We start from the raw sequence: 22900 nt of genomic DNA on the forward strand, positions 1-22900 counted from the left end.
GTTAGGTGATTCAGCTGGTAAATCCAACCCACTGATTCAATGTGTTGAAAATAACATAGTTATTATCTCCGCAAGCAACCATATGACCTTCCCAGCTGTTTCTTTTGTCAAAAAGCAAGACGACTCCTTCACCATTTGATGCCGCAGTACCTATGTGATTCAAACTTGAATCGTAGCGTACATACAGGTTTTCTCCCGCTGGAAACAGGTACCCTATAACGCTGTTGCTTAGATTAAATAGATAATAGCCATCAATATTGCCATTGATGCTCGGGTTTATTGATCCATTTATTGAAGGGTTGATGCTGCCATTGATGGAAGGGTTCAACGATCCATTAATTGAATAATTGAGGCTGCCATTTATATTTGGATTAAGTGAGCCATTAATTCTTGGGTTAATGCTACCATTTATATTCGGATTTATTGACCCGTTGATGTTTGGGTTCAAGCTTCCATTGATATTCGGGTTTATTGAGCCATTGATATTGGGATTTAAACTCCCGTTAATGTTCGGATTTCTATTGCCTGGAATCATTTAAAACCTCCGATGTTAAGATCTATATTTCACCTAACGCCCAAATAAGGGGCTGATAAACAGTTGGCTAAAATGTGAAGCGAAGCGGAACCGAGCCAACTGTTAGCAGTCCCGCTTAATTTTCTTGTTATGTTGCTACTACTTTGAACAGATTAAAAACACCGATACTTAAAAACAACAAGCCCCAGACTAACCCGAGCAACCTTAATTTTCTATCTGCGTTTGATGGTATTGCTACCATTGGTCCAATTCCAATTTTATAACCTAGTTTCCAAGATAAACATTTTTCTATGCCCCAGAAAAAGATAAATACATAAACACTGATTAAAGACTCTTTGCTATGACCCAAATAATGAAGTAGGAAAAACAAGAACAAGGATATTACTGAGAGGCCAAAAACTACTTTTCGAAATTTCACCAAACTAGGAATCTTCCTTGCAACATAACGCCTCAAGCAGAGGCGCCAGCTTCGCTGGCGTCCTGCTGACTTGACTTGTTAGCACTTTTTGCAGCAGATTCGAAACCTGTTGGTGGGCTCATTAGGTTATTTTTATCTACTATCGTTTTATATTTATCCATCATGGAAACAATTGCGGAGTTGTCGGGATCAATAGTCCCCTCTAAGGCACTAGTTAAATTGGCAATTTCGGCCATATCATCTCGTGCTCTTATATATGAATGTGCTACTGCCCATTCTTCAGGTGTTGACGGCTTAGGCAATAACGCAATTTGATTTTGCCACGCTTGCTGTTTTTGAACGGCAGCAGCATTTATTCCAGCAAAAAGGTATTGAAGTTCATTTTTTCTTTTCTTTGACTCATTGATAATAGCTGCTTGGTATATAGCAATTGCAGTACCGATGATCCCAACAATTAATCCTAAATCTTCAAACATGCTTCGAGTTCTCCATGAGTGCTAACGTCCAATTAAGCGGACTAAAATGGTTGGCTATACTGTGAAGCGGAGCGAAACGTAGCCAGCCGTTTTAGTTCCGTTTAAATTGCTTGTTAACTGGCCCATTTAGTGTGAAACGAATTGCCAATTCACCACGATTTAATTGCCTTTTTTAGATTTAATTTCACATTCAACGACGCGCGTTGACGAACAAAGTTAAACCCATATTTAATACTATAAATTTGTCAGGTTTTGAAAACCAGACACGCTACCGCACTTGGCGTGAAACAAGTTTATAAAAGACGAATTACATTTTAAGTGTTGTAAAATAACAGGTTTTCGATGATTTATGAACGAAGAAAAGCAAACACACTTCGCAATTTACAGATCAAAAATCAGTTTGCAGAAAACCCATTTTATAAATACTTTAAGAACAGCCATTTAACAGCTTATTGATTAGCAGCAGGATAACCTCCTGCTTTCTTGTAAGTCTCTTCGTCAAAATATCACTTGTAAGTGTTTGTTGTAAATATTTTATTTAACAAAAAATACAGGTTAAATATGACAATTTAACAGATAAAAAAGATGCATAGGTGTTTACGAGGTCTGCATAACACTTTTATATATATTACAAACTATTGATAATAATGAGTTAATGTTTAAAAGTTAGTATTATCGATGCGCCAATCAAACGATTTATGCATCTTTTTCATGGTAATTATCTTAACTTGAATTATAACTGTATATACATACAGTTCACTAGTGAGGTAACGGTTATGGGGCAATTAACATTTTTGGAGGCTATACGGACAGAGATCAGGGTACGCCATTACAGCTATCAAACAGAAAAATCCTACCTCTATTGGAACCGCTATTTCATTCGACATTGCAATATTCGTCATGGCGCTGATATAACCCCCGCTTTGATTGAACAATTTCTCTGCTTTTTAGCTGTGGAGTGTGAAGTGTCGGCGAGCACCCAGAAACAGGCCCTATGTGCCATTGTATTTGCTTGTCGCCATGTGTTAAAAGTGGAGCCCAATGAGTTACAATTTCCCTATGCAAAAGCCCCTAAACGAATACCGCAGGTATTGTCTAACGAAGAAGCAAAACTGATCATCAGCAATTTGTCAGGCTGCCACTATTTAATTGGTGCCATCCTATTTGGCTCAGGGCTAAGATTAAAGGAAGCCTTAAAACTTAGGGTAAAAGATATTGATCTAACCACTAAATCTATCTTTGTGTACCGAGGTAAAGGGCAAAAAGATCGAGTTTGTATGCTACCTAACGGATTGATTGATACTCTAAAGTCACAAATAAAACAGGTAAAAAAGCTCCACGAGACGGATTTGTCAGATGGCTTTGGACTTGCTTCATTGCCCATCTCTCTCATCAGAAAATACCGCAGTAACGCCTCTAAGTTTCATTGGCAATATATCTTTCCTGCTAGCCGCCGTTGTATGCACCCAAGTGACAACTACGTGTGCAGACACCATATTCATCCAACGGCTTTTTCACGTGCATTAAGGCAAGCTACCACTAACAGTGGTATAGATAAGCGCGTTACCGCCCATACTTTCCGCCATTCATTTGCAACATCTTTATTACTCAAAGGGCATGACATTCGTACCATCCAAGAGTTATTGGGACACAGTGATGTCAAAACAACCGAGATATATACCCATGTGATTGGTGGCCATCATACTGGGGTCATAAGCCCTCTTGATAGTCTTTAAGGCATACTACAAGACAAGTTACTAGGGCCTTATCTTTTGCTTTCCGCATTAATAAATATAAGGTAAACACAGAAACACAAAGTTCGAATGAGTAATTGTTATAAATGATAAAGGGGCAAAAGCACGTTAGCATTTAACTCTGAATTCACACCAAATGCAGCCAAATCGAAGAAACGTTCGATACCAAGTGTAAACGCGGCTGCGGCCTTTGCCAGCAGGGATGCTGGCGTAGAGCCCACAGGGATTGTGCTTGAACAACGTCCATGTCTAAAAGCCAGTTCGGCGTCCATGCCTCTCGTTCGTTAGCGCGAAGCTACGCTTCACTCACCGTGTCGCAGAAGTGTTTGCACATAAGCTCACCGCAGGTGATAGATTGCCATTAAGGTGCGTCTTCAAAGCACATCAATAAATAAAAATGCAGCCAGCCGCTACTCAAACAAATGTCATCGTTCTTCATTCCAAGGCCAGCACACTTTGGAGCAAAAGTACCTTAGCCTTTAACTCACTAGTCCAAACTCTCTCTAACTTAATAATCAAATCCGATTTGCGCTTTAACTCCGGCCTCAAAGGCATGTTTTATCGGCTGCACTTCGCTCACAGTATCGGCTAACTCAATAATGGCGCGATGGCACGCCCTGCCAGTGATGATCACATGCTGCATCGGCGGCCTATTTTTAAGTGCCTCAAGGACCCGCTCGAGCTCAATATAGTGATAGCTCACCATGTAGGTCAGTTCATCGAGTAAAATAATGTCGATACTGTCGTCTTTAAGCAAGGTTTCGGCCGCTTCCCAAGCGCTTTGCGCCGCCGCGGTGTCTTTGGCTTTATCTTGTGTCTCCCAGGTAAAGCCTGTGCCCATAACATGAAACGCTACCCCGACTTTTTCTAATACGGCGCGTTCACCACAAGGCCAATTGCCCTTGATAAACTGCACCACGGCGGCTTTTTTGCCGTGACCCACTGCGCGGGTAATATTGCCAAAGCCGCCTGTTGACTTGCCTTTGCCGTTACCGGTTAACACTAACAGCACACCCTTTTCCGTTTGCGCCTGAGCAATTTTGGCATCGACCGCCGCCTTCACTTTTTGTTGGCGCGCCTTATGACGCTCGGCTTTATCCTGCTCTCTGCTATCGTGATCGCGCTCAGGGCTATTATCAGTGCTGCTCTGGTGATTGTTTTCACCCTTGTTAATATCCGTCATCATCTTTGTCTCTTGTGTGGTATCGCCGTGATGTAACGGCTTGTAATTGGGTTAATTTTTAAAGCTAATACTCAGCTCACCTTACTTATATTGGGCTCATTTTATACTGGGCTTAGACGTTAGCGATAAGCTGCTGCAGCCTGTCCATGTCCATATTGTCGGCCAACATATCGGCTAAGCGATCTAATTGTTGCTGCCTAAGCTCATCGATATCGATGGCGGGGGCGTGGGTCATTCCCGCCCAGCGCAGCAGTAGCTGGCACGCCTTGGGCTGATCAAAAATGCCATGCAGATAGGTGCCCAATATCTGCCCATCAGCGGATAAAGCGCCATCTTCGATATCAACCCCATGATTGCCATCATCGGCGCGCAGACGCAGTAGGCTTTGCCCCTGGCCTAAATGTTGGGATTGACCACAGTGGATCTCATACCCACTCACCTTGGCTTGTTCGCCTAGCAAATTCAATACGCCCGATACCTGCGCCAAACGCTTAGTGGCGGTTAATTCGGTGACCAGCGGCAAAAGCCCCAGCCCCTCACTCTCGCCGGCCTCGCCCTCGACACCTAACGGATCGTCAATGGCCAGCCCCAGCATCTGATAGCCGCCGCAGATCCCAATGACCTTGCCGCCATACCTAAGATGAGTTTGCAGCAATGTGTCCCAGCCATTACCCAGCATAGTCGCTAAATCTTGGCGCACGCTCTTGCTGCCGGGTAAAATAATCAGGTCCGCTTGGGGCGCCGTGCCATCAAACGCAGATGTGACGGTTAAATAACTAAACTCAATATCAGGGTGTAAGCGCAAGGCATCGAAATCGGTATGATTGCTAATGCGCGGCCACACCAATACCAACACCTTAAACTTAGGGTGAGTAGATTTTTGCGGTGCGACCATAAGGGCATCTTCGGCGTCCAGATAAAGGTCATTTAGATAAGGCAGTACCCCTAATACAGGTTTATTGATCTCAGCTTCTAGCCAATCTAATCCCGATTGCAGCAGGCTAATGTCGCCGCGAAAACGGTTAATCACCACCCCTTTAATTCGCGCACGCTCGGAGTCGGACAACAAGGCTAAGGTGCCAACGATATGGGCAAACACGCCGCCTTTATCGATATCGGCGATCAAGATAACCGGGCAATCGACCGCTTCGGCAAAGCCCATGTTGGCAATGTCGCCCTCACGTAGATTGATCTCTGCAGGGCTCCCCGCCCCCTCGACCATGACAAGCTCATACTGCGCCGTTAACCTTGATAGCGAGTCGAGCACAGCTGCCATCGCCTTGATGCGATACCCTGCGGCATTTTTGCCAAAATAGGCTTGACCGTCCATATGGGAAAGGGCTTTACCTTGTACTATCACCTGCGAGCTGGTGTCGGAACTTGGCTTTAATAAAATAGGATTAAAATCGGTGTGCGGTGCTAAGCCACAGGCCACCGCTTGCAACGCCTGCGCGCGGCCAATCTCACCACCATCGGCGGTCACCGCGCTGTTTAGCGCCATATTTTGCGGCTTAAAGGGCGCCACCTTGACCCCGTTACGGGCAAAGTAACGACACAGGCCAGCCACTAAGGTGCTCTTGCCCGCATCTGATGTGGTGCCCTGCACCATCAAGACGTTGGCCACGGCTTTATTTTGCATAGCATTGTTATTGGATTGACTCATCGTCTCATCATCTTATTGCTTATCCCTTTAAGCGCATCGGCAGGCCAGCGGTGACTAAGGTTACCTCATCGGCAAGGGCCGCTATCGCCTGATGCAACCAACCGGCTTCATCGACAAAGCGCCGGCTCAAGGGATCGGCTGGGACTATGCCGCTGCCCACCTCATTGGAGATTAAAATAACATCGCCCGGGAGCGCCGTAAGGGTTGCCAGCAACTGCGCCTTCACCTGCGGCCAGTCATGCTCGTCGCTGAGCAACTGATTGGTCAGCCACAAAGTAAGACAATCGACTAAGATCACCTGCTTAGCGTGAGCCTGCTGAGCCAAACATTCACTTAAATCCAGTGGACACTCAAGCATGCGCCATGCAATCTCATCGCCCGCACGCTCGGCTTGATGACGTGCAATCCGCGCCGTCATCTCATCGTCAAAGGCCTGGGCAGTAGCGATAAATAACGCCTCGGAGCCGCGGGCAACATAGTGCGATACCAACGCCACACCATGGCTGGATTTACCACTGCGCGCACCACCTAATACCAAATGGATCATAGGGTGATGGCCAAGATAAACAGGTAACAGGTAAGCTCTGCCACCTGCTGCGCCGCGCCTAAGGTATCGCCCGTGTAGCCACCAATTTGACGCCTAAAACCGCGGATAAGCAGGTAACGCACCAGCAACAGCAAGGCGCACAAACTCAGCGCATTGGCGATGCCCGCCACCCATAAGGTGATCACTCCGCTGGCCAGCAATATCAGCAACTCATTGACGGTTTGCGATTGTGCCAGCGGCTTACTCTTACTGCTGGCATCTTCACGCACATAAGGCTCAGAAAAAATCAGCGACGCCGCCACGACTCGGCTAAGGCAATGGGCCACTATCAGCGCCGCCGCCACTAAATCGGCCTGATACAGGGCGATTTCGCTGAGCAGCACAAACTTAAACAACAGCGCAAACACTAAGGCCAACAAGCCATAGGTGCCGACCCGCGAGTCTTTCATGATGTTGAGCTTATCTGCCAGCGTCCAGCCACCGCCAAAACCGTCGGCGGTATCGGCGAGGCCATCTTCATGAAAGCCGCCAGTCACCAGCACACTGGTTACCATCGCCAAGATGATGGCAACGCTGCTGGGCAGCACCATGCTGGCCAGCGTATAAACCAGCGCGCTTATCGCCCCTACCAGCACGCCCACCAAGCCAAAGTAACGGCTCGCCTGATTGAGCCGCTGGCCGTTAACCTCGACCCAGCGAGGCATAGAAATGCGGGTAAAAAAGCCCATGGCAATCAAAAATAGGCTTAACTCTTTATGCAGCATCTGCTTCACTCCCGTCCGCTTGCCCTGTTTAGTGCAATGTTCTAAATCGCTGGTTAAATGGATTAAATCGCGATGCCAACATCTTGCAGGCTCGCCATCTCGTTATAAAACGCCGCAGCAGCGCGCACTAAGGGTAAGGCCAGCGCCGCCCCTGTGCCTTCACCTAAACGCATCTCTAACTGTAATAGCGGCTCAGCTTGCAGATGTTGCAGCATCAACTGATGCCCAGCCTCATCTGATTGATGGGCAAAAATCATGTAATCACGCGCCGCAGGGGCGATGGTCACCGCCAGTAATGCGGCGGTGGTGGCAATAAAGCCATCGACCAAGATCAGCATTTTCAGCTCGGCCGCCGCCAACATGGCACCGGTCATCTGCACAATTTCAAAACCGCCCAGCGCCGCCAATATCTGCTGTGGTGTGTTTAATTGCCCTTGATGTAGCTGTATGGCTTGAGTGATTAAGGCCTGTTTACGCTGCAAGGTTTCGCTGTCGATACCAGTGCCGCGCCCAACACAAGCGGCGACATCCACAGGTAAGAGCGCCGCCATAATCGCCGCCGCCGATGAGGTATTGCCAATGCCCATCTCGCCAAAAGCAATGAGATTTGTACCATTGTCATGATGCAAGGCCACCCGCGCCTTCGCCATAGCAAAGCCTTGCTCAACACAGGAAGCTGACATGGCCGCCTCGAGATGAAACGCGCGCGTGCCGGCGCCAAGGCGCTGATCGATAAGTGCCTCATGGCCTGTAACTGGATGGGCTATACCACAATCGATCACCTCCATCGCAAAGCCTGCTTGGGCACAAAACACATTGATGGCCGCGCCGCCATGCAGAAAATTAAGCACCATCTGGGTGGTCACTTCGCTAGGGGCAATCGACACGCCCGCGCAGGCAATACCGTGATCGCCGGCAAACACCAGCAGCTTAGGCTGCTTAATAGTCGGGCACGTTGCCCCCAGCACCTGCGCCACTTGCAGCGCCAAGGGTTCGAGTCGGCCCAATGCGCCTAATGGCTTGGTTTTACAATCGATTTTTTGCTGAATCTCGCCATCAAATTGGTGGTTCACCGGCGTTACGCTAAACATGGGTTATATCCTTAACGGGTCTGCAGCTGGCCTCGTCTTTAGCCGCGGCGCTTGCTGCCTAAAATAAACAAGAAAAACACACTGCCGATCACCGCGGTAATAATGCCGATAGGCAGCTCTTGGTAACTCAGCAAGCAACGGGCTAATACATCGACCCAGATCATAAACAGCCCGCCCACCAACCCTGTGGTCAACAAGGCGAAGCGACCAGGCAGCAACAGGCGCACCATATGCGGGATCATCAAACCTACAAAGCCGATTCCGCCACAGTTAGCCACCAGCACGGCAGTGATTAACGAGCACAAAAGCAACATGGCTAGGCGCAGGCGCTGCACATCGATCCCTAAAGTGTGGGCGGTTTCATCACCGGCTTTCATGGCAACTATCTGGCGTTTAAACAGCAATATGATCACAGTTGCACCGGCCACCACCAACAAGGGCAGCCCCAAGCCAGACCAACTGGCCTTGGCAAAACTGCCCAAGCTCCAAAACAGCACAGAGGCGGCCGCCTGAGGGCCCGAAAAATAGAGTAATAAACTGGTGAGCGCACCAAACATAAAGGAGATCGCCACCCCAGAAAGCAGCATGCGCTCGATTTGAGTGCTCATGGCGCGGCCGCACAAGGCCAATACCATCAGCACTGCGAGACTGGCGCCAATAAAGGCGCCCACCGGCAGGCTGACGCTGCCAAGCCATGATATGGATAAGGCGTTCGATAGCGCGCCCGCACCGCCAAACAGGGTAAGCACCACTACGGCACCAAAGGAGGCGCCAGAAGAGATGCCAAAAAGATAAGGGTCGGCCAGTGGATTGCGGGTCACAGTTTGCAGCACGGCGCCGGCGATGGCTAAACCAAAACCGGCGATAAACGCCAGCGCGATGCGCGGCATCCGCAGCTCCATCACAATGCGGGCGGTGACGCTGCTTGGACGCTCACCGCCAAGGGTGGCCAGCACCACATCGACCACTTGGTTAAAGTCGATGTGCGCCGCACCAAAACTGGCGGCTAACAGCGGCGTCATTAGGCTTAATCCCCCAAACCCTGTGACCAATAGCAGGCCGCGCCAAAGGCGCTCGCTGGCCGATAATCCGGGCGAGCGCATCATGGCGTCTCCCCTTGGGTGACATTATGGTAGCCATAAAAGTAATTAATTTGCGGATTACCGTGTTGTGGGTGCGGGCTCACTTGGCAGCACACCTCAAAGACCTCGGCAATACGCTGCTCGGTCAACACCTCATTTGGGCGGCCTTGGGCAACTGCGTGGCCTTGGTCGAGCAGCAGCAATTGGTCACACAGGGCGCTGGCTAAATTAAGGTCATGGATCGAGATAACCACCGTCATCTCTAAGCTACGCAGTAGCTCTAAGATCTGTATTTGATAACGGATATCTAAATGATTAGTGGGCTCATCGAGGATCAACAGCTTGGGCTTTTGCACTATGGCGCGGGCGATTAACGCCCGTTGTTTCTCGCCGCCAGAAAGTTGCTCATACCCTTGGTCGGCCAACGCGGTTAAACCTACTGTGGCTAAGGCGCGGCGCACATCGTGCTTGTCTTGGTCGCTGGTGAGCGAAAACGCCCCCTTATGGGGCGTCAACCCTAGCGCCACCAGCTGCGCCGTGGTCATGTCAAAATGGTGCGGCGTGTCTTGCAGCACCACCGCCACTTGCTGGGCAAAGGATCGCGCCGAAAAGTCGCCCACCGCTCGGCCAAATAAGGTGATATCCCCTTGGCTTGGGGTCAAATAACGATATAGACAGCGCAGTAAGGTGGATTTACCGGCGCCATTAGGGCCGATGATCCCCAGCATTTGGCCTTGGGGCAGTTCGACACTGACATCAGCCAAAATGGCGCGCTCGCCCGCGTGCCAACTAAGGTGTTGGGCAGATAACGCCATAGGGATTGACGTCACAGGCTCATCATCCAAGCCGCAAAGTAATAGGGTAAAGTGTGTTGCGACCGCGCAGGTGTCGACCTGCCGCTGCCAAGCGGGGCTAACGCCCCAAGTCGGTTGTTCATCTTTAGCTCCCTCAAGTCACCCGCTTGAGTCATTAGGCTATAGCGTAAGGCAGGTATCCTGACTTGTGGTTGCAGACAAGGCCAATTGCCTTACTCAACACACTCACAGTTGCGGGCACAGTTTGGGCTGATGACCTTAGGTCACTCCCCAATTCCCCATTAAGTTTGAGTTACTCGACCCACGTTAAGTGAGTCGCTGCTCAACACCTTACGCTCGGCGTCATCTGTATGCTAGACACCTAAAATTGTTGGCTATTATGCGGTATTTCCCCTAAGAGGCAAACCACCTTTTGTATTTGCCGCGCTGGTTGACGACAAACGCTGATAACTAACGCGCACTCAGCTTAGGCATTAACCCCAATGTAAGCGCCAATAGCCTTTACCATCGTTATCGACCAAGTGGCTTAACTTAACCACACTGCCATAATCGAGACTTAACTGGGTATAGAAGCCCACTTCGCCGCGGATCCCCAGCGCCAGCCCCATCAAATGGCGGATAACCCCACCATGGGTGACAAGCAGCAGGGTTTTGCCACTGTGTCTATGTAACACTTGCTCGATACAGGTCTCGACCCGCTGCTCAAAGACATCTAGCGGCTCACTGCCTGGCAATGGCGCACGCAAAGGATCTTGCCAGTAGGCGTTAAGCGCCTCGCTATGCTCAGCAAACAAGGTATCAAGCGCCTCACCGTCCCAGCGGCCAAAATCAATCTCCATCAAACCCGCCTCAACTGAGCAAGGTAACTGCTGTTTATTGGCATAATACTCGGCAAACACTTGGCAGCGGCTCAAGGGGGAGCTCACCAGCGCATCTATCGTCTCGGGTAATTTAGTCGCACAGGCCAGTTGCATCTGGGCAAATCCCAGCTCACTCAAAGGCTGGTCGCTTCGGCCTCGCAGCACATTGCCCCCCTCGCACTGACCATGGCGCATTAAATAAAAAATCGTTTGTGTCATTGGCTTACCTTGATATTTGTCATGCCGTGGCAGCATACGCCGAGACGGCGCGCCAATGCAATATGGGCAACACTGCCCGTGGGCTGCAATTGCGCCAAAACAAACATCACCCACAGGCTAAGCTGCAGCCTATAAGCCACTGGGCTAACGAGGGGGAAAACTGATACTCTTTTGACTTGCCCTTAGCCTAATAAGTCGCTTACTATAGCAATTACTATAGACGTCTATACGTTTATACATCTAAAAATAATAGCAGGGTGATCACACCCTCGTCGCACTGCATCAGCAGTCGTGGACATGCATCGAGTAGGATATAGGTAGAATTTTATGGCGACCCGACCCCCTGTTACCCCAATAAGACAGATAACAGCGCAGATCACCGAGCAGCTCGAATCACGTATTTTAATTCTCGACGGCGCCATGGGCACCATGATCCAAGATCATAAGCTTGAGGAAGCCGACTTTCGCGGCGAGCGTTTTAAAGACTGGCCCTGCGATGTCAAAGGTAATAACGATCTGCTGGTTCTGACTCAGCCCGCCATTATCAAAGCTATCCATAAACAGTACCTACTCGCTGGCGCCGATATCATCGAGACCAATACCTTTAACGCCACTCGTATCGCCATGGCCGACTACGAGATGCAGGAGGTGTCTGTTGAAATTAACCTTGAAGGTGCACGCCTTGCCCGCGCTGCGGCCGACGAGATCAGCGCTGAAACAGGGCGCGCGTGTTATGTTGCCGGGGTACTTGGCCCCACCAACCGCACCTGCTCGATTAGCCCAGATGTTAACGATCCCGGTTACCGTAATGTCAGCTTCGATGAGCTGGTCGATGCCTATATTGAGTCGATTGAGGCGCTGCTTAAAGGCGGCGCCGATATCATCATGGTGGAAACCATCTTCGATACCCTCAACGCCAAAGCCGCGTTGTTTGCTATAGAAACGGTATTTGAACAGCTTGAGCTGCGCGTGCCCATCATGATCTCTGGCACCATCACCGATGCCTCGGGCCGCACCCTCACAGGGCAAACCACCGAAGCCTTTTACAACTCGCTGCGCCACGTTAAGCCACTGTCGATTGGTCTTAACTGCGCCCTTGGTCCGCAAGAGCTACGCCCCTACGTGCAAGAGTTGTCAAAAATTGCCGAATGTTATGTGTCGGCGCACCCCAATGCGGGGCTGCCTAATGAGTTTGGTGGCTATGATGAAAGCCCCGAAGAGATGGCAAGCGTTATCGGTGAGTGGGCACAAGAGGGCTTTTTAAACATTATTGGCGGCTGCTGTGGTAGTACACCGGCCCATATTAGCGCCATTCGCGAGGCGGTTATCTCCCATGCGCCGCGGGCGCTGCCAGACATCCCAGTGGCTTGCCGCTTGTCGGGGCTTGAGCCACTGACCATAGATGCCAACTCGCTGTTTGTGAACGTGGGCGAGCGCACCAATGTCACCGGCTCGGCTGCCTTTTTACGGCTGATCAAAAATGGCGAATATGAAACCGCCCTCAGCGTCGCACGTGAGCAGGTAGAAAACGGCGCCCAGATCATCGACATCAACATGGATGAAGGCATGCTCGACGGCGTCGAGGTGATGCAGAAATTCCTTAACCTTATCGCCTCTGAGCCCGATATCAGCCGGGTGCCGATTATGATCGACTCCTCTAAATGGGAAGTGATAGAGGCAGGCCTTAAGTGCATTCAAGGCAAAGGCATAGTCAACTCCATCTCGTTGAAAGAGGGCGAAGCGCAATTTATTCACCACGCCAAATTGGTTAAACGTTATGGCGCCGCGGCCATCATCATGGCGTTCGATGAGCAAGGTCAGGCAGACACCAAGGCACGTAAGATCGAGATCTGTACCCGCGCCTATCGGGTGTTAGTCGATAAGGTGGGCTTCCCGCCAGAAGATATTATTTTCGACCCCAACATCTTTGCCATTGCTACCGGTATTGACGAGCATGACAACTACGCTGTCGACTTTATTGAAGCCACTCGTGAGATCAAACGCACCCTACCCCACGCGATGATCTCGGGCGGGGTATCGAACGTGTCGTTCTCATTCCGTGGTAACAACCCGGTGCGTGAGGCGATTCATGCCGTGTTCCTCTATCATGCGATTCAAGCGGGGATGGACATGGGTATCGTCAACGCGGGTCAGCTGGCGATTTATGACGATATCGACAGCGAGTTAAAAGCGCGCGTTGAAGCGGTAGTGCAAAACCTGCCCTGCCCAGTGGCAGATTCAAATAACACCGAGCAACTACTTGAGGTCGCCGAGAAGTTTCGCGGTGATGGCAGCCAAGTGGCTAAGAAAGAAGATTTAGAGTGGCGCAGCTGGGAGGTGAGCAAACGTCTTGCCCATGCCCTAGTGAAAGGCATTACCGACTTTATCGATGAAGACACCGAAGAAGCAAGACAGCAGGCGACTCGGCCACTGGATGTGATTGAAGGGCCGCTCATGGATGGCATGAACGTGGTCGGCGATCTCTTTGGTTCGGGCAAGATGTTTTTGCCCCAAGTGGTCAAATCGGCGCGAGTAATGAAAAAAGCGGTCGCCTACTTAAACCCCTATATCGAACTGGAAAAAGTCGAAGGTCAGTCTAACGGTAAAATCTTGATGGTCACCGTTAAAGGTGACGTGCACGATATCGGTAAGAACATCGTCGGCGTGGTGCTGGCCTGTAATGGCTATGAGGTGATCGATCTTGGGGTGATGGTCCCCGTTGAGAAGATCATCGAGGTCGCCAAGGCGGAAAATGTCGATATCATCGGCATGTCAGGCTTAATCACCCCGAGTCTCGATGAGATGGTGCACAACGTTAAAGCCTTCCATAAGGCCGGGCTTACTATCCCGTCGATCATTGGCGGCGCGACCTGCTCGAAAATTCATACCGCGGTTAAAATCGCGCCCCACGCTCCAACGGGCGCCATCTATATTGCCGACGCATCACGCGCCGTGCCTATGGTATCGAAACTTATCAGCAATGAGACGCGTCAAGCCACTATCGATGCCACCTATGATGAATATCAGATGATGCGCGACAAGCGTAACTCACAAGAAAAACGCAAACAGATCATCCCCATTGCCGCCGCGCGCGACAACCGCTGCCAGCACGATTGGGCCAATTACACCCCATTTGTCCCTAATCAACTAGGGCGTCAGGTGTTCGATGACTACCCATTGGAAGACTTAGTCGAGCGTATCGACTGGACCCCGTTTTTCCGTAGCTGGGAACTGCATGGCCATTTCCCGAAGATCTTGGACGACAAGGTGGTCGGTGAAGAAGCCCGTAAGCTATTCGCCGATGGTAAAGCCATGCTTAAGCAGATCATCGACGAAAAATGGCTTACCGCCAAAGCCGTTATCGGCCTGTTCCCTGCCAATACCGTTAACCACGATGATATTGAGCTCTACACCGACGAAACCCGCACCACAGTGGAGATGACGACCCACCACCTGCGGATGCAGATAGAGCGCGTAGGCAACGATAACTTTTGTTTGGCTGATTTTGTCGCCCCTAAAGACTCAGGCGTGGCCGACTACATGGGCGGTTTTGCCGTCACCGCAGGTCATGGTATCGACGAGCATATTGCCCGTTTCGAAGCCAACCACGATGACTACAACGCCATCATGCTCAAATGTTTAGCCGACCGTCTGGCCGAAGCCTTCGCCGAGCGCATGCATGAGCGAGTGCGTAAAGAGTTTTGGGGCTACGCCGCCGATGAAGATCTCGATAACACGGCACTCATTCGCGAAAAATATAAAGGTATTCGCCCAGCACCGGGTTACCCCGCCTGTCCAGATCACACCGAAAAGGGCTTGTTATGGGACTTACTTAAGCCAGATGAAACCATTGGGCTTAATATCACCGAAAGCTACGCCATGTTCCCCACCGCCGCGGTATCGGGTTGGTACTTCGCCCACCCGCAATCACGCTACTTTGGCGTGACCAATATTGGCCGCGATCAGGTGGAGGACTATGCCAAACGTAAAGGAATGAGTATCGAGGAAACCGAACGCTGGTTAGCACCAGTATTGGATTATGATGTTTAACGGGGGAGTGATCTGGAGTCATCACCTTGACTCCTTTGATTACCCAAACTTCGTTTGAACATTAGTACTGAGGCTTCGCCTCACTAACCCATACGGCCTTACGGCCGAGGTAAGTCGTGGGTCTTCAACCCACACCCGAGCAAGAAGGGGATCAACAGCAATCCCCCTCTTGCATCTCCCCTTGCCGCCCCAGACGAAGTTACATGCATTAGTTAGGCGCCTCATACTCCAATAAAAATCGCCTAACGGCTCAGTTCGGGCATCCATGCCCTCCGAGCCTTAGCCATCATCCATGATGGCTATACGGCATTTTTATCTACTTATTTCGGCAACTTCGATGGCGAATCTTGTAGCTTCTGACTAATTACTTAAAAAGCATGGGGGTGGGTAAAATGCCATCTTTAAGTCCCGTTATTCTTTAGACTCAAACTCTTTTTCAGCTTCTTCCCACGACTTCTCGAGATCTTTATAAGCATCCGAGAACCCTTGCTTAATTTCTTCCCATGCATCAGCAGAGCTGGATTTCATGCTGCCATACCACTGGGCAACTTTATTCTGTTGCTTACGAAGTGCTTTGAGTTTTTCGCGGGCATCTTGGCGCGCGGTTGCACTCATTTCATCCCAATTTTTATCTGTCTTCGCCTCTAACGCATCGATGCGCTTATCTAACTTATCAAGGCTCGCTTTGACTTCTTCCACCGCTTTATCTCGCTTATCGGCACTGTATGCACCAATCGTTTTAAGCATCTCTTCGGTTTCTTTTTTAACATCTTCTATTGAGGTCTTTTCCTCAGCTTTATCACTATCGGTTTGTGCATAACTCATCTGTACATAACCTAGCGGGACAATACCTATTATGGTGGCTAACAAAAATGCATTAATAAATGATTTCACAAGCAATCTCCTTAATACTTTGTCATTGTTTAGACTAATATTTACCTAATATTAGTTGAACTATTACTTGAACCTCTGCACTGCTGATTTCAATGCTTTGTCGAGCGAGTCCCACGCATTGTTGATACCCGCCTTAATATCTTCCCAAGCATCATCGCTAGACTCTTCAAGTTCAATTAATTGATTAGCGACATCCCTTTGCATTGTCCGCAGTTCTTCAATTTTTTTATAGTATTCAAGTTGAGCGTCGGCTTCGGCCTTATCTGCTTTGGCTTTAAGCTTATCTATCTCCGCGCTCCACTCATCCAATTGAGCCCGTAATTTCTTTTCATATGCTTGCTTCATACTCATATCGTTCTCCTTTTACAAAAAAAACAATAAAAACAAAGATAAGCGTAACACCTTGCTTCATGTTACGTTTATAAACTCGGTAATATCATTGATTTTTACTAACAGATAAATTAGAAAATACTAACTTTTACAGATGACAGGAAAGTCGTAAATGATCTTATAGATGGGATAAAAAAGGGAGCATTTAAATACATTGCGTCTCCTTTGAAATTCATTAAATGAGTTAAAAGCATAGCTCATACTGATTAATATTTCAAATAAGGCATAGAGACGACAAATTAATAATTAACAACAAAGACAATATAAAATATCTAATAAATAATCCTGTCAGATTATTCATTAAAATCTTACCTAAAATTCAGAAGAGAGTGTTGATATCGACTACATTGATTAACTTATATTTTATAAATCAATCAAGCCTGAACCTATCGACTCACGGCCATACTTAATGCACTGCACCAGAAAAAATGCAGCTCTGCCATCCCCATAGAGGGGTAATCAACAAACATCATTCCGATAGAAAGCGATTTCGCAAACGCCACATCTCGTGATGATATGCGTTAAGTACCGTACGGAATAACGATAGCTTTTAATATCAACCGTTTTAAGATCAAGAGTCATTACAGCTAAAGTATAACATTGTGGCGGTAGATTTTATTTTTCGCTAAAGATACAAAAAGATACAACCATATAAGCACCCGTTAAATTAACCACTGTTGATTTACCACTCTATTAAACAACTGCTTAACAGCATAAAAGTCTGAATAAAGCTTTATTTAAGGTTCATAAGATAGTTGCATTAATTCGCTAACAAACGGCGCGGTTGAATTACCCCCCACATGTTAATAACTTGTTTACCAAATGTTTCGCAAATACATGCGAAACATTGAGCGTCATATCTTTCAACTTTGCCAACACGAATGGAAAACCAATAAAAAATGCAAAATCTATTCAAGTTAAATAAAGCCAGTATGGCCGTTTTCGGTGCGATATACATTAGCACTGCAAGCTACGCCGCTGCGGATATCGGAGCTAAACCATCGGGTGATGGTGGCTTTTATGTACCAACATTCACATCCCAAGATGTGGCAAATATTAATGAGCAACGTAAATCATATCAAGCAGGAGATATATTTTCAGGCAAACCGGGACAGGTTAATCATGTTCTGCCCAATAAAAAACCCATCGACATATTTAAGTTTGATGACTCGATTAAAGGTGATCATGTCTTTATCGTACAGCTAACTGATGAACCAGTATCAACCTATAATGGCGATTTTCAGGGCTATCCGGCAACCAGCCCAAGACAGAATCAGGCCTTTCAAGGCTCGGCAACACTTGATATCAATAGCCAGCCTGTACGTCAATACCAATCACTTTTAAGACAAAAACAAAATAGCGTTATTTCCGCTGCACAGGCGAAAGGCGCGCAACTGAATGTTGTCAGCCACTACACTCTAGCTAACAACGCTATTGCAGTAAAAATGACTCAAGCCGATGCCGAGATCATGGCGACCACCGCTGGCATCAAAAAAATCACCCCAAGTCGAATTTTCAAACTCAATACCGACCGTGGCCCAGAGTTTATTAATGCCGATACCGCTTGGGCTGGCGAGACCAGTTCAGGTATTAAAGCTAAAGGTGAAGGCATGGTGATGGGTATCATTGATACCGGCATCAATACTGACCATCCAGCGTTTGCCGCTGATGATGGATTTTCTGCCAACAACCCCTTGGGTGCGGGTAACTTTTTAGGAGATTGCCAGGTAGACACCAGTTTATGTAATGATAAGCTGATTGGGGTTTACTCGTACGATGTGATCACCGCGGCGTATAACGCATCTGAGTTTCAAGACAATCCATGGCAAACAACACTGATCCGCCCAAAAACAGGTGAAGATTATAATGGTCATGGCTCGCATACTGCCAGCACAGCAGCAGGCAACACACTATTCGATACGCCACTGCAGACCTCAACGGGTGAAGCGGTAAGTGATGGGGTAAACCTACCCGTTACTTTCGCGCAGACATCTGGCGTTGCACCAAGGGCTCACATTGTCTCTTACCAAGTGTGTTATCCCGGTGGCCAAGGCGATCCTTATGCTGGCTGTCCTGAGGAAGCGATCTTAGCCGCCTTTGAAGATGCCATAAAAGATGGTGTCGATGTGATTAACTTCTCGATTGGGGGCAGTGAAAACTTCCCGTGGGAAGATCCTATTGAACTGGCCTTCTTATCGGCTCGAGAGGCGGGCATCTCAGTTGCAGCGGCGGCGGGTAACTCTGGCCCCTACTTCTTTTCTGCCGACCATACCTCTCCTTGGGTAACCACCGTGGGTGCAACAACCCATGACCGTATTTTATCAGTAGGTAACACGAGCATTACTCATTTCGAAGGTGATGGTCCTAGCTATACACTGCCCTATAAAGATATTAAAGGCTTAGGTTTTACTGATGCCGTCAGTGGAATATTTGTATTAGCCGAAAACTATCCCGACCCAGACCCAAGCGATGGTTTTACCGCCGCAAGTTGTAATGCTCCATTTCCTGCTGGCACCTTTGCCAATAATGAAATAGTGGTGTGTGAGCGCGGTGATATTGCGCGTGTTGATAAAGCCATTAATGTTCAAAGTGGTGGCGCCAGTGGCATAGTGTTACAAAACATCAGTTATAGCCAAGGGTTAGTTGCCGATAACTTTGTAATTCCAGGCATTAACGTTGACTCAAGCGCCCGCTATACCCTTAAAAATTGGATCAACCAAAGCAGTGAGGGCATGGCAAAAGGCACCATTACTGCCACTACTAATGAATACTCTATCGTTCCAGAAAAAGGCAATCTGCTTGCCTACTTTAGCTCGATGGGACCTAGCCGTTTTATTGATAACTTAGTGCCAGATCTAACCGCACCGGGTGTCAATATTTACGCTGCCAATGCCGATGATCAGCCATTTACCTTTGCGCCTCGCGCCAGTGATTGGACCATGATGAGCGGCACATCGATGGCATCACCCCATACTGCCGGTGCCATGGCGTTATTAAAACAACTGCATAGTGATTGGAGCCCAGCGCAAATTCAATCAGCATTAATGTTAACCGCCAATCCAGTTAAATATGAACCCTATCAAGACGCTCCGGCACTCGATGTCGAATACAACTTTATGGCAGGTGCGGGCGCCATTGACGTGGCTAAAGCCGCTGAAACCGGCCTAGTCATGCATGAGTCGGTTGAAAATTATATTGATGCCAATCCGAATAATGGGGGCATCGTTAACTGGCTCAACCTTCCTTCTATGGTTGATATGAACTGTAAAAGTGAGTGCAGCTGGATGCGAACGGTTACGGCCACCAAAGATGGTAGCTGGAGCCTAAGCGCGCAAACCAAAGACGATGGTTCTGAATTGACGGTCAGCCCGACTGAGTTCAGCTTAAAGAAAGGCGAGTCACAATCTATTCAGGTCACCATGACAGTACCTGGGCGCGTAAGCCATTTACTCGAACCTGATGAGCCAGATTCTCCATGGGAAGGCAACAATGACTTTGGCATTTTCAATGGTCAAATCACCTTAACCGAAACGGGCAATCGTTCACCGGAATTGCACATGCCGGTGGTAAGTTTATCGGTTCCTGATGCCCTACCCGCAGAGAAACGCCTTACCGTAAATCGTAACATCGGTTCTGAGACTTTCGTGGTCAATACCGATAACTACAGCGACTTTACTCCACGCATGTATGGTTTAGTTAAACCCACCACCTTCGCAGCTGAACTCGAGCAAGTGGGTCCGTTTTTAACCGATGACAGTATCGCCGACGGATGGCATATAGAGGCTATCACGGTACCGGAAGGCACTAAACGCTTAATTGTAGAAGTGCAGTCAGTGGAAGATCTCAAGCCAACAGAAGAGCGAAATCCACGCTATCAAGGTGTTAACCCAGTTATTACTGTAGGTTTAGACGCCAATAATAACGCTAGCTTTATCCCTAGCGCAGATCAAAACAGTGATGATCCTAACGCGATGCGAAATGAGTTTTTTGATGAATTAGTGTGTCAGTCTTCATCGGAAACCATTACCAACTACTGTGACTTCATTGACCCAGTACCGGGTACCTATTGGATCGCGGTATCGAATATCGGTTATCAGGAAAAACGTCACAATGTGACGACTGGGTATGCGTTACTTGCCGACAATAGTGATAATGCTAACATCACCTTAAACGGCCCATCATCGCACGATGGTAACGGTGACTATGAGCTTACACTCAACTGGGATCTGCCCGATGCGAAAACCGGTGATGCTTATTACGGAGGTTTTGACTTAGGCAATATGCCGGGGGAAGAAGGGACGCTTGGCTTTACTTCGCTTAAATTAACTCGTGGCACAGACGCACTATCGTTAGATGTGAGCCAAACTAAGGCTCGTTCAATGGATGTTATTGATTTAAAAATCAACCTTATCCAAAACCTCGAATCTAATGAGCGTGCCTATGACTTTAAAGTCGAGTTACCCCAAGGTATGCGCTTAGCGCCAAACACCTTAGTGAGTAATAATGACACGATACTGGAAAACTTGGTCATTGATGAATCGGGCATGAGCTTAGCAGGTCAGCAACTCTCGACACGAGACATACCGCGCGAATATGTCGTGACCAATAACCTGACCTCCCAGCAGTGTCGCACGCCATTAATCGATGAGTATTCAACCGGTGGCTATATTGATTTAAATACCTTTGGTTTACAACCGAGTCAGAATTGGTATGTCGGTGGCAGTGAAGACTATTACGATATTCCGATGGACTGGTTATTTACCGGTATGCAGCAGGAACAATTTAAACTTTATAATCAAGATAATGGCGGCATATTCCGTATGCACCCTGTTGGTGCAATACAGTTTAACGATGCCTACTGGGTCATGGGCTGGCATAGAGGTCCTAGCTTCTTACTTGAGTCACTCAGCCCATTCTGGCGTGGTACGTTTGAAATGAACTATCGTCAGGACTATCAAGATCCTTGGGGGTTAACGCTAGCCATGCAGTACGCTGAAGAACGTCCAGATATCGGCGACATGCTGTTTATGGAGTTCGATAATGTCACTGACAGCGTTACAGGCGATCAATATGATTATCAGGTAATGCTGAGCCCTAATGCAGACTTTAGAGACAACCGTTTCGAAATCATCTTTGCCTATGACAACTTAGGTGCCAACCTTGAAAAAGGGGCGATTTTTGTAGAAGGTTTTGACAGCCCTTACTCGCAAAAAGCGGGCCCGAAAGATGGTTACCTATACACTATGGTTGGCTTCGACAACCTAGACGAAGTGCTCTCTGATGATTTAGTGATGTGTTTCGACTATCAAGGCCCGGAAGCTAGTGCAATTGAATTAAAAGTCAAAGCGGTTATTCAGCCTGAAGCGGTTGGTCAGGTTATGGATATCACCATGCATTACACCATTGGTGGCGATGTTAAAAAGAGTATGGTGCATTCAATCGATGTACCAAGCAATATCAAGCTGGGCGATCTACCTAACTTAACCGTTGCAGAAAATGGCACCATTGAAGATATCAAGGTGGTCTATGTCGATGCTAACAAGGTCGCCAACACCCTTGTGGTAACTGGTGATAATATCGAAGCGACCGTCGAAGGCGATAGCTTTTCGCTAACCCCTGCGGCGCACTTTTCTGGTGAGACCTTGGTAACAGTGACTGTCCATGACAATGAACATGTGACTGATAGCACTAGCACTAGCTTTGTGTTGACGGTAACACCAATCAATGACGCGCCAGAAGCTAAGGTCGCATCAACAAGTATCTCAGCCAATGAAGGTAGCAGCATTACCCTCGACGCTTCTGCATCTGTCGATATTGACGGTGACAGCTTAAGCTTCGCATGGGAAGGTCCAGGGACGATTGCCAATGCTGAGCAAGCAGTCACAACGGTCACAGATCTGAGTGTCGGCAGCCATGAATTCACGGTAACGGTATCTGATGGCAAAGAGAAATCTAACGCTAAGATCACTGTAACAGTGAAGGCGTCACAGCCTACAACAGAACCAGAACCAGAAGCTGAAACAGACAATGACTCAGGAGGTAGTTTAGGCTGGTTTGCCCTGATGCTACTGAGTTTGGCAGCGATGATTCGTCGCCCGTCGCGTAAATAACAGGTAAAACTTTAGACAACTTGCGGCAAGCACCGCCTGCAAGGTCATA

General features: G+C 48.3%; 16 protein-coding genes and 1 riboswitch. Of the genes, 3 read left to right on the plus strand and 13 right to left on the minus strand.

Going from position 1 to position 22900, the window contains the following annotated elements:
* Window positions 1–10 precede the first annotated feature (10 nt).
* Both AC5YBX_RS14175 and AC5YBX_RS14180 read right to left on the minus strand, forming a co-directional pair.
* Window positions 11–535, minus strand: a complete 525-nt coding sequence (locus AC5YBX_RS14175) for a hypothetical protein (protein ID WP_494523889.1) — start codon at window positions 533–535, stop codon at window positions 11–13.
* Between the two features lie 450 nt (window positions 536–985).
* A complete protein-coding gene (locus AC5YBX_RS14180) occupies window positions 986–1429 on the minus strand; it encodes a hypothetical protein (protein ID WP_494523890.1) in 444 nt (147 codons plus the stop codon).
* Window positions 1430–2205: 776 nt separating this feature from the next.
* On the opposite strand from AC5YBX_RS14180, the gene AC5YBX_RS14185 reads away from it, so the two are divergent.
* A complete protein-coding gene (locus tag AC5YBX_RS14185; RefSeq protein ID WP_494523891.1) occupies window positions 2206–3165 on the plus strand; it encodes an integron integrase in 960 nt (319 codons plus the stop codon).
* Window positions 3166–3263: 98 nt separating this feature from the next.
* Here AC5YBX_RS14185 and AC5YBX_RS14190 read toward each other — a convergent pair whose 3' ends face one another.
* The 9 genes from AC5YBX_RS14190 to AC5YBX_RS14230 all read right to left on the minus strand — a co-directional run bounded on the left by AC5YBX_RS14190 (window position 3264) and on the right by AC5YBX_RS14230 (window position 11407).
* Window positions 3264–3455 (minus strand): hypothetical protein, encoded by a 192-nt coding sequence (locus tag AC5YBX_RS14190; protein WP_494520969.1) that lies wholly within the window; start codon window positions 3453–3455, stop codon window positions 3264–3266.
* Between the two features lie 236 nt (window positions 3456–3691).
* The gene (gene cobO / locus AC5YBX_RS14195) at window positions 3692–4369 is read right to left on the minus strand and encodes a cob(I)yrinic acid a,c-diamide adenosyltransferase (protein WP_373317383.1); all 678 of its coding nucleotides are present in this window, start codon (window positions 4367–4369) and stop codon (window positions 3692–3694) included.
* A 109-nt stretch (window positions 4370–4478) separates the two neighbouring features.
* The gene (locus AC5YBX_RS14200; RefSeq protein ID WP_494523892.1) at window positions 4479–6029 is read right to left on the minus strand and encodes a cobyric acid synthase; all 1551 of its coding nucleotides are present in this window, start codon (window positions 6027–6029) and stop codon (window positions 4479–4481) included.
* 19 nt (window positions 6030–6048) lie between these two features.
* Window positions 6049–6576, minus strand: a complete 528-nt coding sequence (cobU, locus tag AC5YBX_RS14205) for a bifunctional adenosylcobinamide kinase/adenosylcobinamide-phosphate guanylyltransferase (RefSeq protein ID WP_494523893.1) — start codon at window positions 6574–6576, stop codon at window positions 6049–6051.
* On the minus strand, window positions 6573–7340 hold the full coding sequence (locus tag AC5YBX_RS14210; RefSeq protein ID WP_494523894.1) for an adenosylcobinamide-GDP ribazoletransferase: 768 nt from the start codon (window positions 7338–7340) through the stop codon (window positions 6573–6575). Before AC5YBX_RS14210 ends, cobU begins: the two co-directional genes overlap by 4 nt.
* 62 nt (window positions 7341–7402) lie before the next feature.
* Window positions 7403–8431: a nicotinate-nucleotide--dimethylbenzimidazole phosphoribosyltransferase gene (gene cobT / locus AC5YBX_RS14215; protein WP_494523895.1), complete on the minus strand. Its 1029-nt coding sequence runs from the start codon at window positions 8429–8431 to the stop codon at window positions 7403–7405.
* 38 nt (window positions 8432–8469) lie between these two features.
* The gene (locus AC5YBX_RS14220; RefSeq protein WP_494524831.1) at window positions 8470–9534 is read right to left on the minus strand and encodes a FecCD family ABC transporter permease; all 1065 of its coding nucleotides are present in this window, start codon (window positions 9532–9534) and stop codon (window positions 8470–8472) included.
* A complete protein-coding gene (locus tag AC5YBX_RS14225) occupies window positions 9534–10328 on the minus strand; it encodes an ABC transporter ATP-binding protein (RefSeq protein WP_475517043.1) in 795 nt (264 codons plus the stop codon). The genes AC5YBX_RS14220 and AC5YBX_RS14225 overlap by 1 nt, the downstream gene beginning before the upstream one ends.
* Before the next feature lie 153 nt (window positions 10329–10481).
* A riboswitch (cobalamin riboswitch) is annotated at window positions 10482–10652 on the minus strand.
* A 149-nt stretch (window positions 10653–10801) separates the two neighbouring features.
* The gene (locus tag AC5YBX_RS14230) at window positions 10802–11407 is read right to left on the minus strand and encodes a histidine phosphatase family protein (protein WP_494523896.1); all 606 of its coding nucleotides are present in this window, start codon (window positions 11405–11407) and stop codon (window positions 10802–10804) included.
* A 327-nt stretch (window positions 11408–11734) separates the two neighbouring features.
* Between AC5YBX_RS14230 and metH the strand changes: the two genes are divergently transcribed.
* A complete protein-coding gene (gene metH, locus AC5YBX_RS14235; RefSeq protein ID WP_494523897.1) occupies window positions 11735–15457 on the plus strand; it encodes a methionine synthase in 3723 nt (1240 codons plus the stop codon).
* Window positions 15458–15868: 411 nt separating this feature from the next.
* On the opposite strand, the gene AC5YBX_RS14240 is transcribed toward metH, so the two are convergent.
* Complete coding sequence (locus AC5YBX_RS14240; protein ID WP_494520965.1) at window positions 15869–16351, minus strand: sll1863 family stress response protein; 483 nt, start codon at window positions 16349–16351, stop codon at window positions 15869–15871.
* Between the two features lie 63 nt (window positions 16352–16414).
* Window positions 16415–16702: a sll1863 family stress response protein gene (locus AC5YBX_RS14245; protein ID WP_494520964.1), complete on the minus strand. Its 288-nt coding sequence runs from the start codon at window positions 16700–16702 to the stop codon at window positions 16415–16417.
* A gap of 938 nt (window positions 16703–17640) precedes the next feature.
* On the opposite strand from AC5YBX_RS14245, the gene AC5YBX_RS14250 reads away from it, so the two are divergent.
* Entirely contained in the window at window positions 17641–22851 is a 5211-nt protein-coding gene (locus AC5YBX_RS14250; RefSeq protein ID WP_494520963.1) for a S8 family serine peptidase, read from the plus strand.
* The last annotated feature ends 49 nt before the right edge of the window (window positions 22852–22900 follow it).

The organism is Shewanella sp. 492 (genome assembly GCF_059338445.1).

Bases quoted from the DNA above. Each gene is read 5' to 3' on its own strand.
- AC5YBX_RS14175 (WP_494523889.1), bottom strand. From the start codon at position 535: ATGATTCCAGGCAATAGAAATCCGAACATTAACGGGAGTTTAAATCCC.
- AC5YBX_RS14180 (WP_494523890.1), bottom strand. From the start codon at position 1,429: ATGTTTGAAGATTTAGGATTAATTGTTGGGATCATCGGTACTGCAATT.
- AC5YBX_RS14185 (WP_494523891.1), top strand. From the start codon at position 2,206: ATGGGGCAATTAACATTTTTGGAGGCTATACGGACAGAGATCAGGGTA.
- AC5YBX_RS14190 (WP_494520969.1), bottom strand. From the start codon at position 3,455: ATGGACGCCGAACTGGCTTTTAGACATGGACGTTGTTCAAGCACAATC.
- cobO (WP_373317383.1), bottom strand. From the start codon at position 4,369: ATGATGACGGATATTAACAAGGGTGAAAACAATCACCAGAGCAGCACT.
- AC5YBX_RS14200 (WP_494523892.1), bottom strand. From the start codon at position 6,029: ATGAGTCAATCCAATAACAATGCTATGCAAAATAAAGCCGTGGCCAAC.
- cobU (WP_494523893.1), bottom strand. From the start codon at position 6,576: ATGATCCATTTGGTATTAGGTGGTGCGCGCAGTGGTAAATCCAGCCAT.
- AC5YBX_RS14210 (WP_494523894.1), bottom strand. From the start codon at position 7,340: ATGCTGCATAAAGAGTTAAGCCTATTTTTGATTGCCATGGGCTTTTTT.
- cobT (WP_494523895.1), bottom strand. From the start codon at position 8,431: ATGTTTAGCGTAACGCCGGTGAACCACCAATTTGATGGCGAGATTCAG.
- AC5YBX_RS14220 (WP_494524831.1), bottom strand. From the start codon at position 9,534: ATGCGCTCGCCCGGATTATCGGCCAGCGAGCGCCTTTGGCGCGGCCTG.
- AC5YBX_RS14225 (WP_475517043.1), bottom strand. From the start codon at position 10,328: ATGGCGTTATCTGCCCAACACCTTAGTTGGCACGCGGGCGAGCGCGCC.
- AC5YBX_RS14230 (WP_494523896.1), bottom strand. From the start codon at position 11,407: ATGACACAAACGATTTTTTATTTAATGCGCCATGGTCAGTGCGAGGGG.
- metH (WP_494523897.1), top strand. From the start codon at position 11,735: ATGGCGACCCGACCCCCTGTTACCCCAATAAGACAGATAACAGCGCAG.
- AC5YBX_RS14245 (WP_494520964.1), bottom strand. From the start codon at position 16,702: ATGAGTATGAAGCAAGCATATGAAAAGAAATTACGGGCTCAATTGGAT.
- AC5YBX_RS14250 (WP_494520963.1), top strand. From the start codon at position 17,641: ATGCAAAATCTATTCAAGTTAAATAAAGCCAGTATGGCCGTTTTCGGT.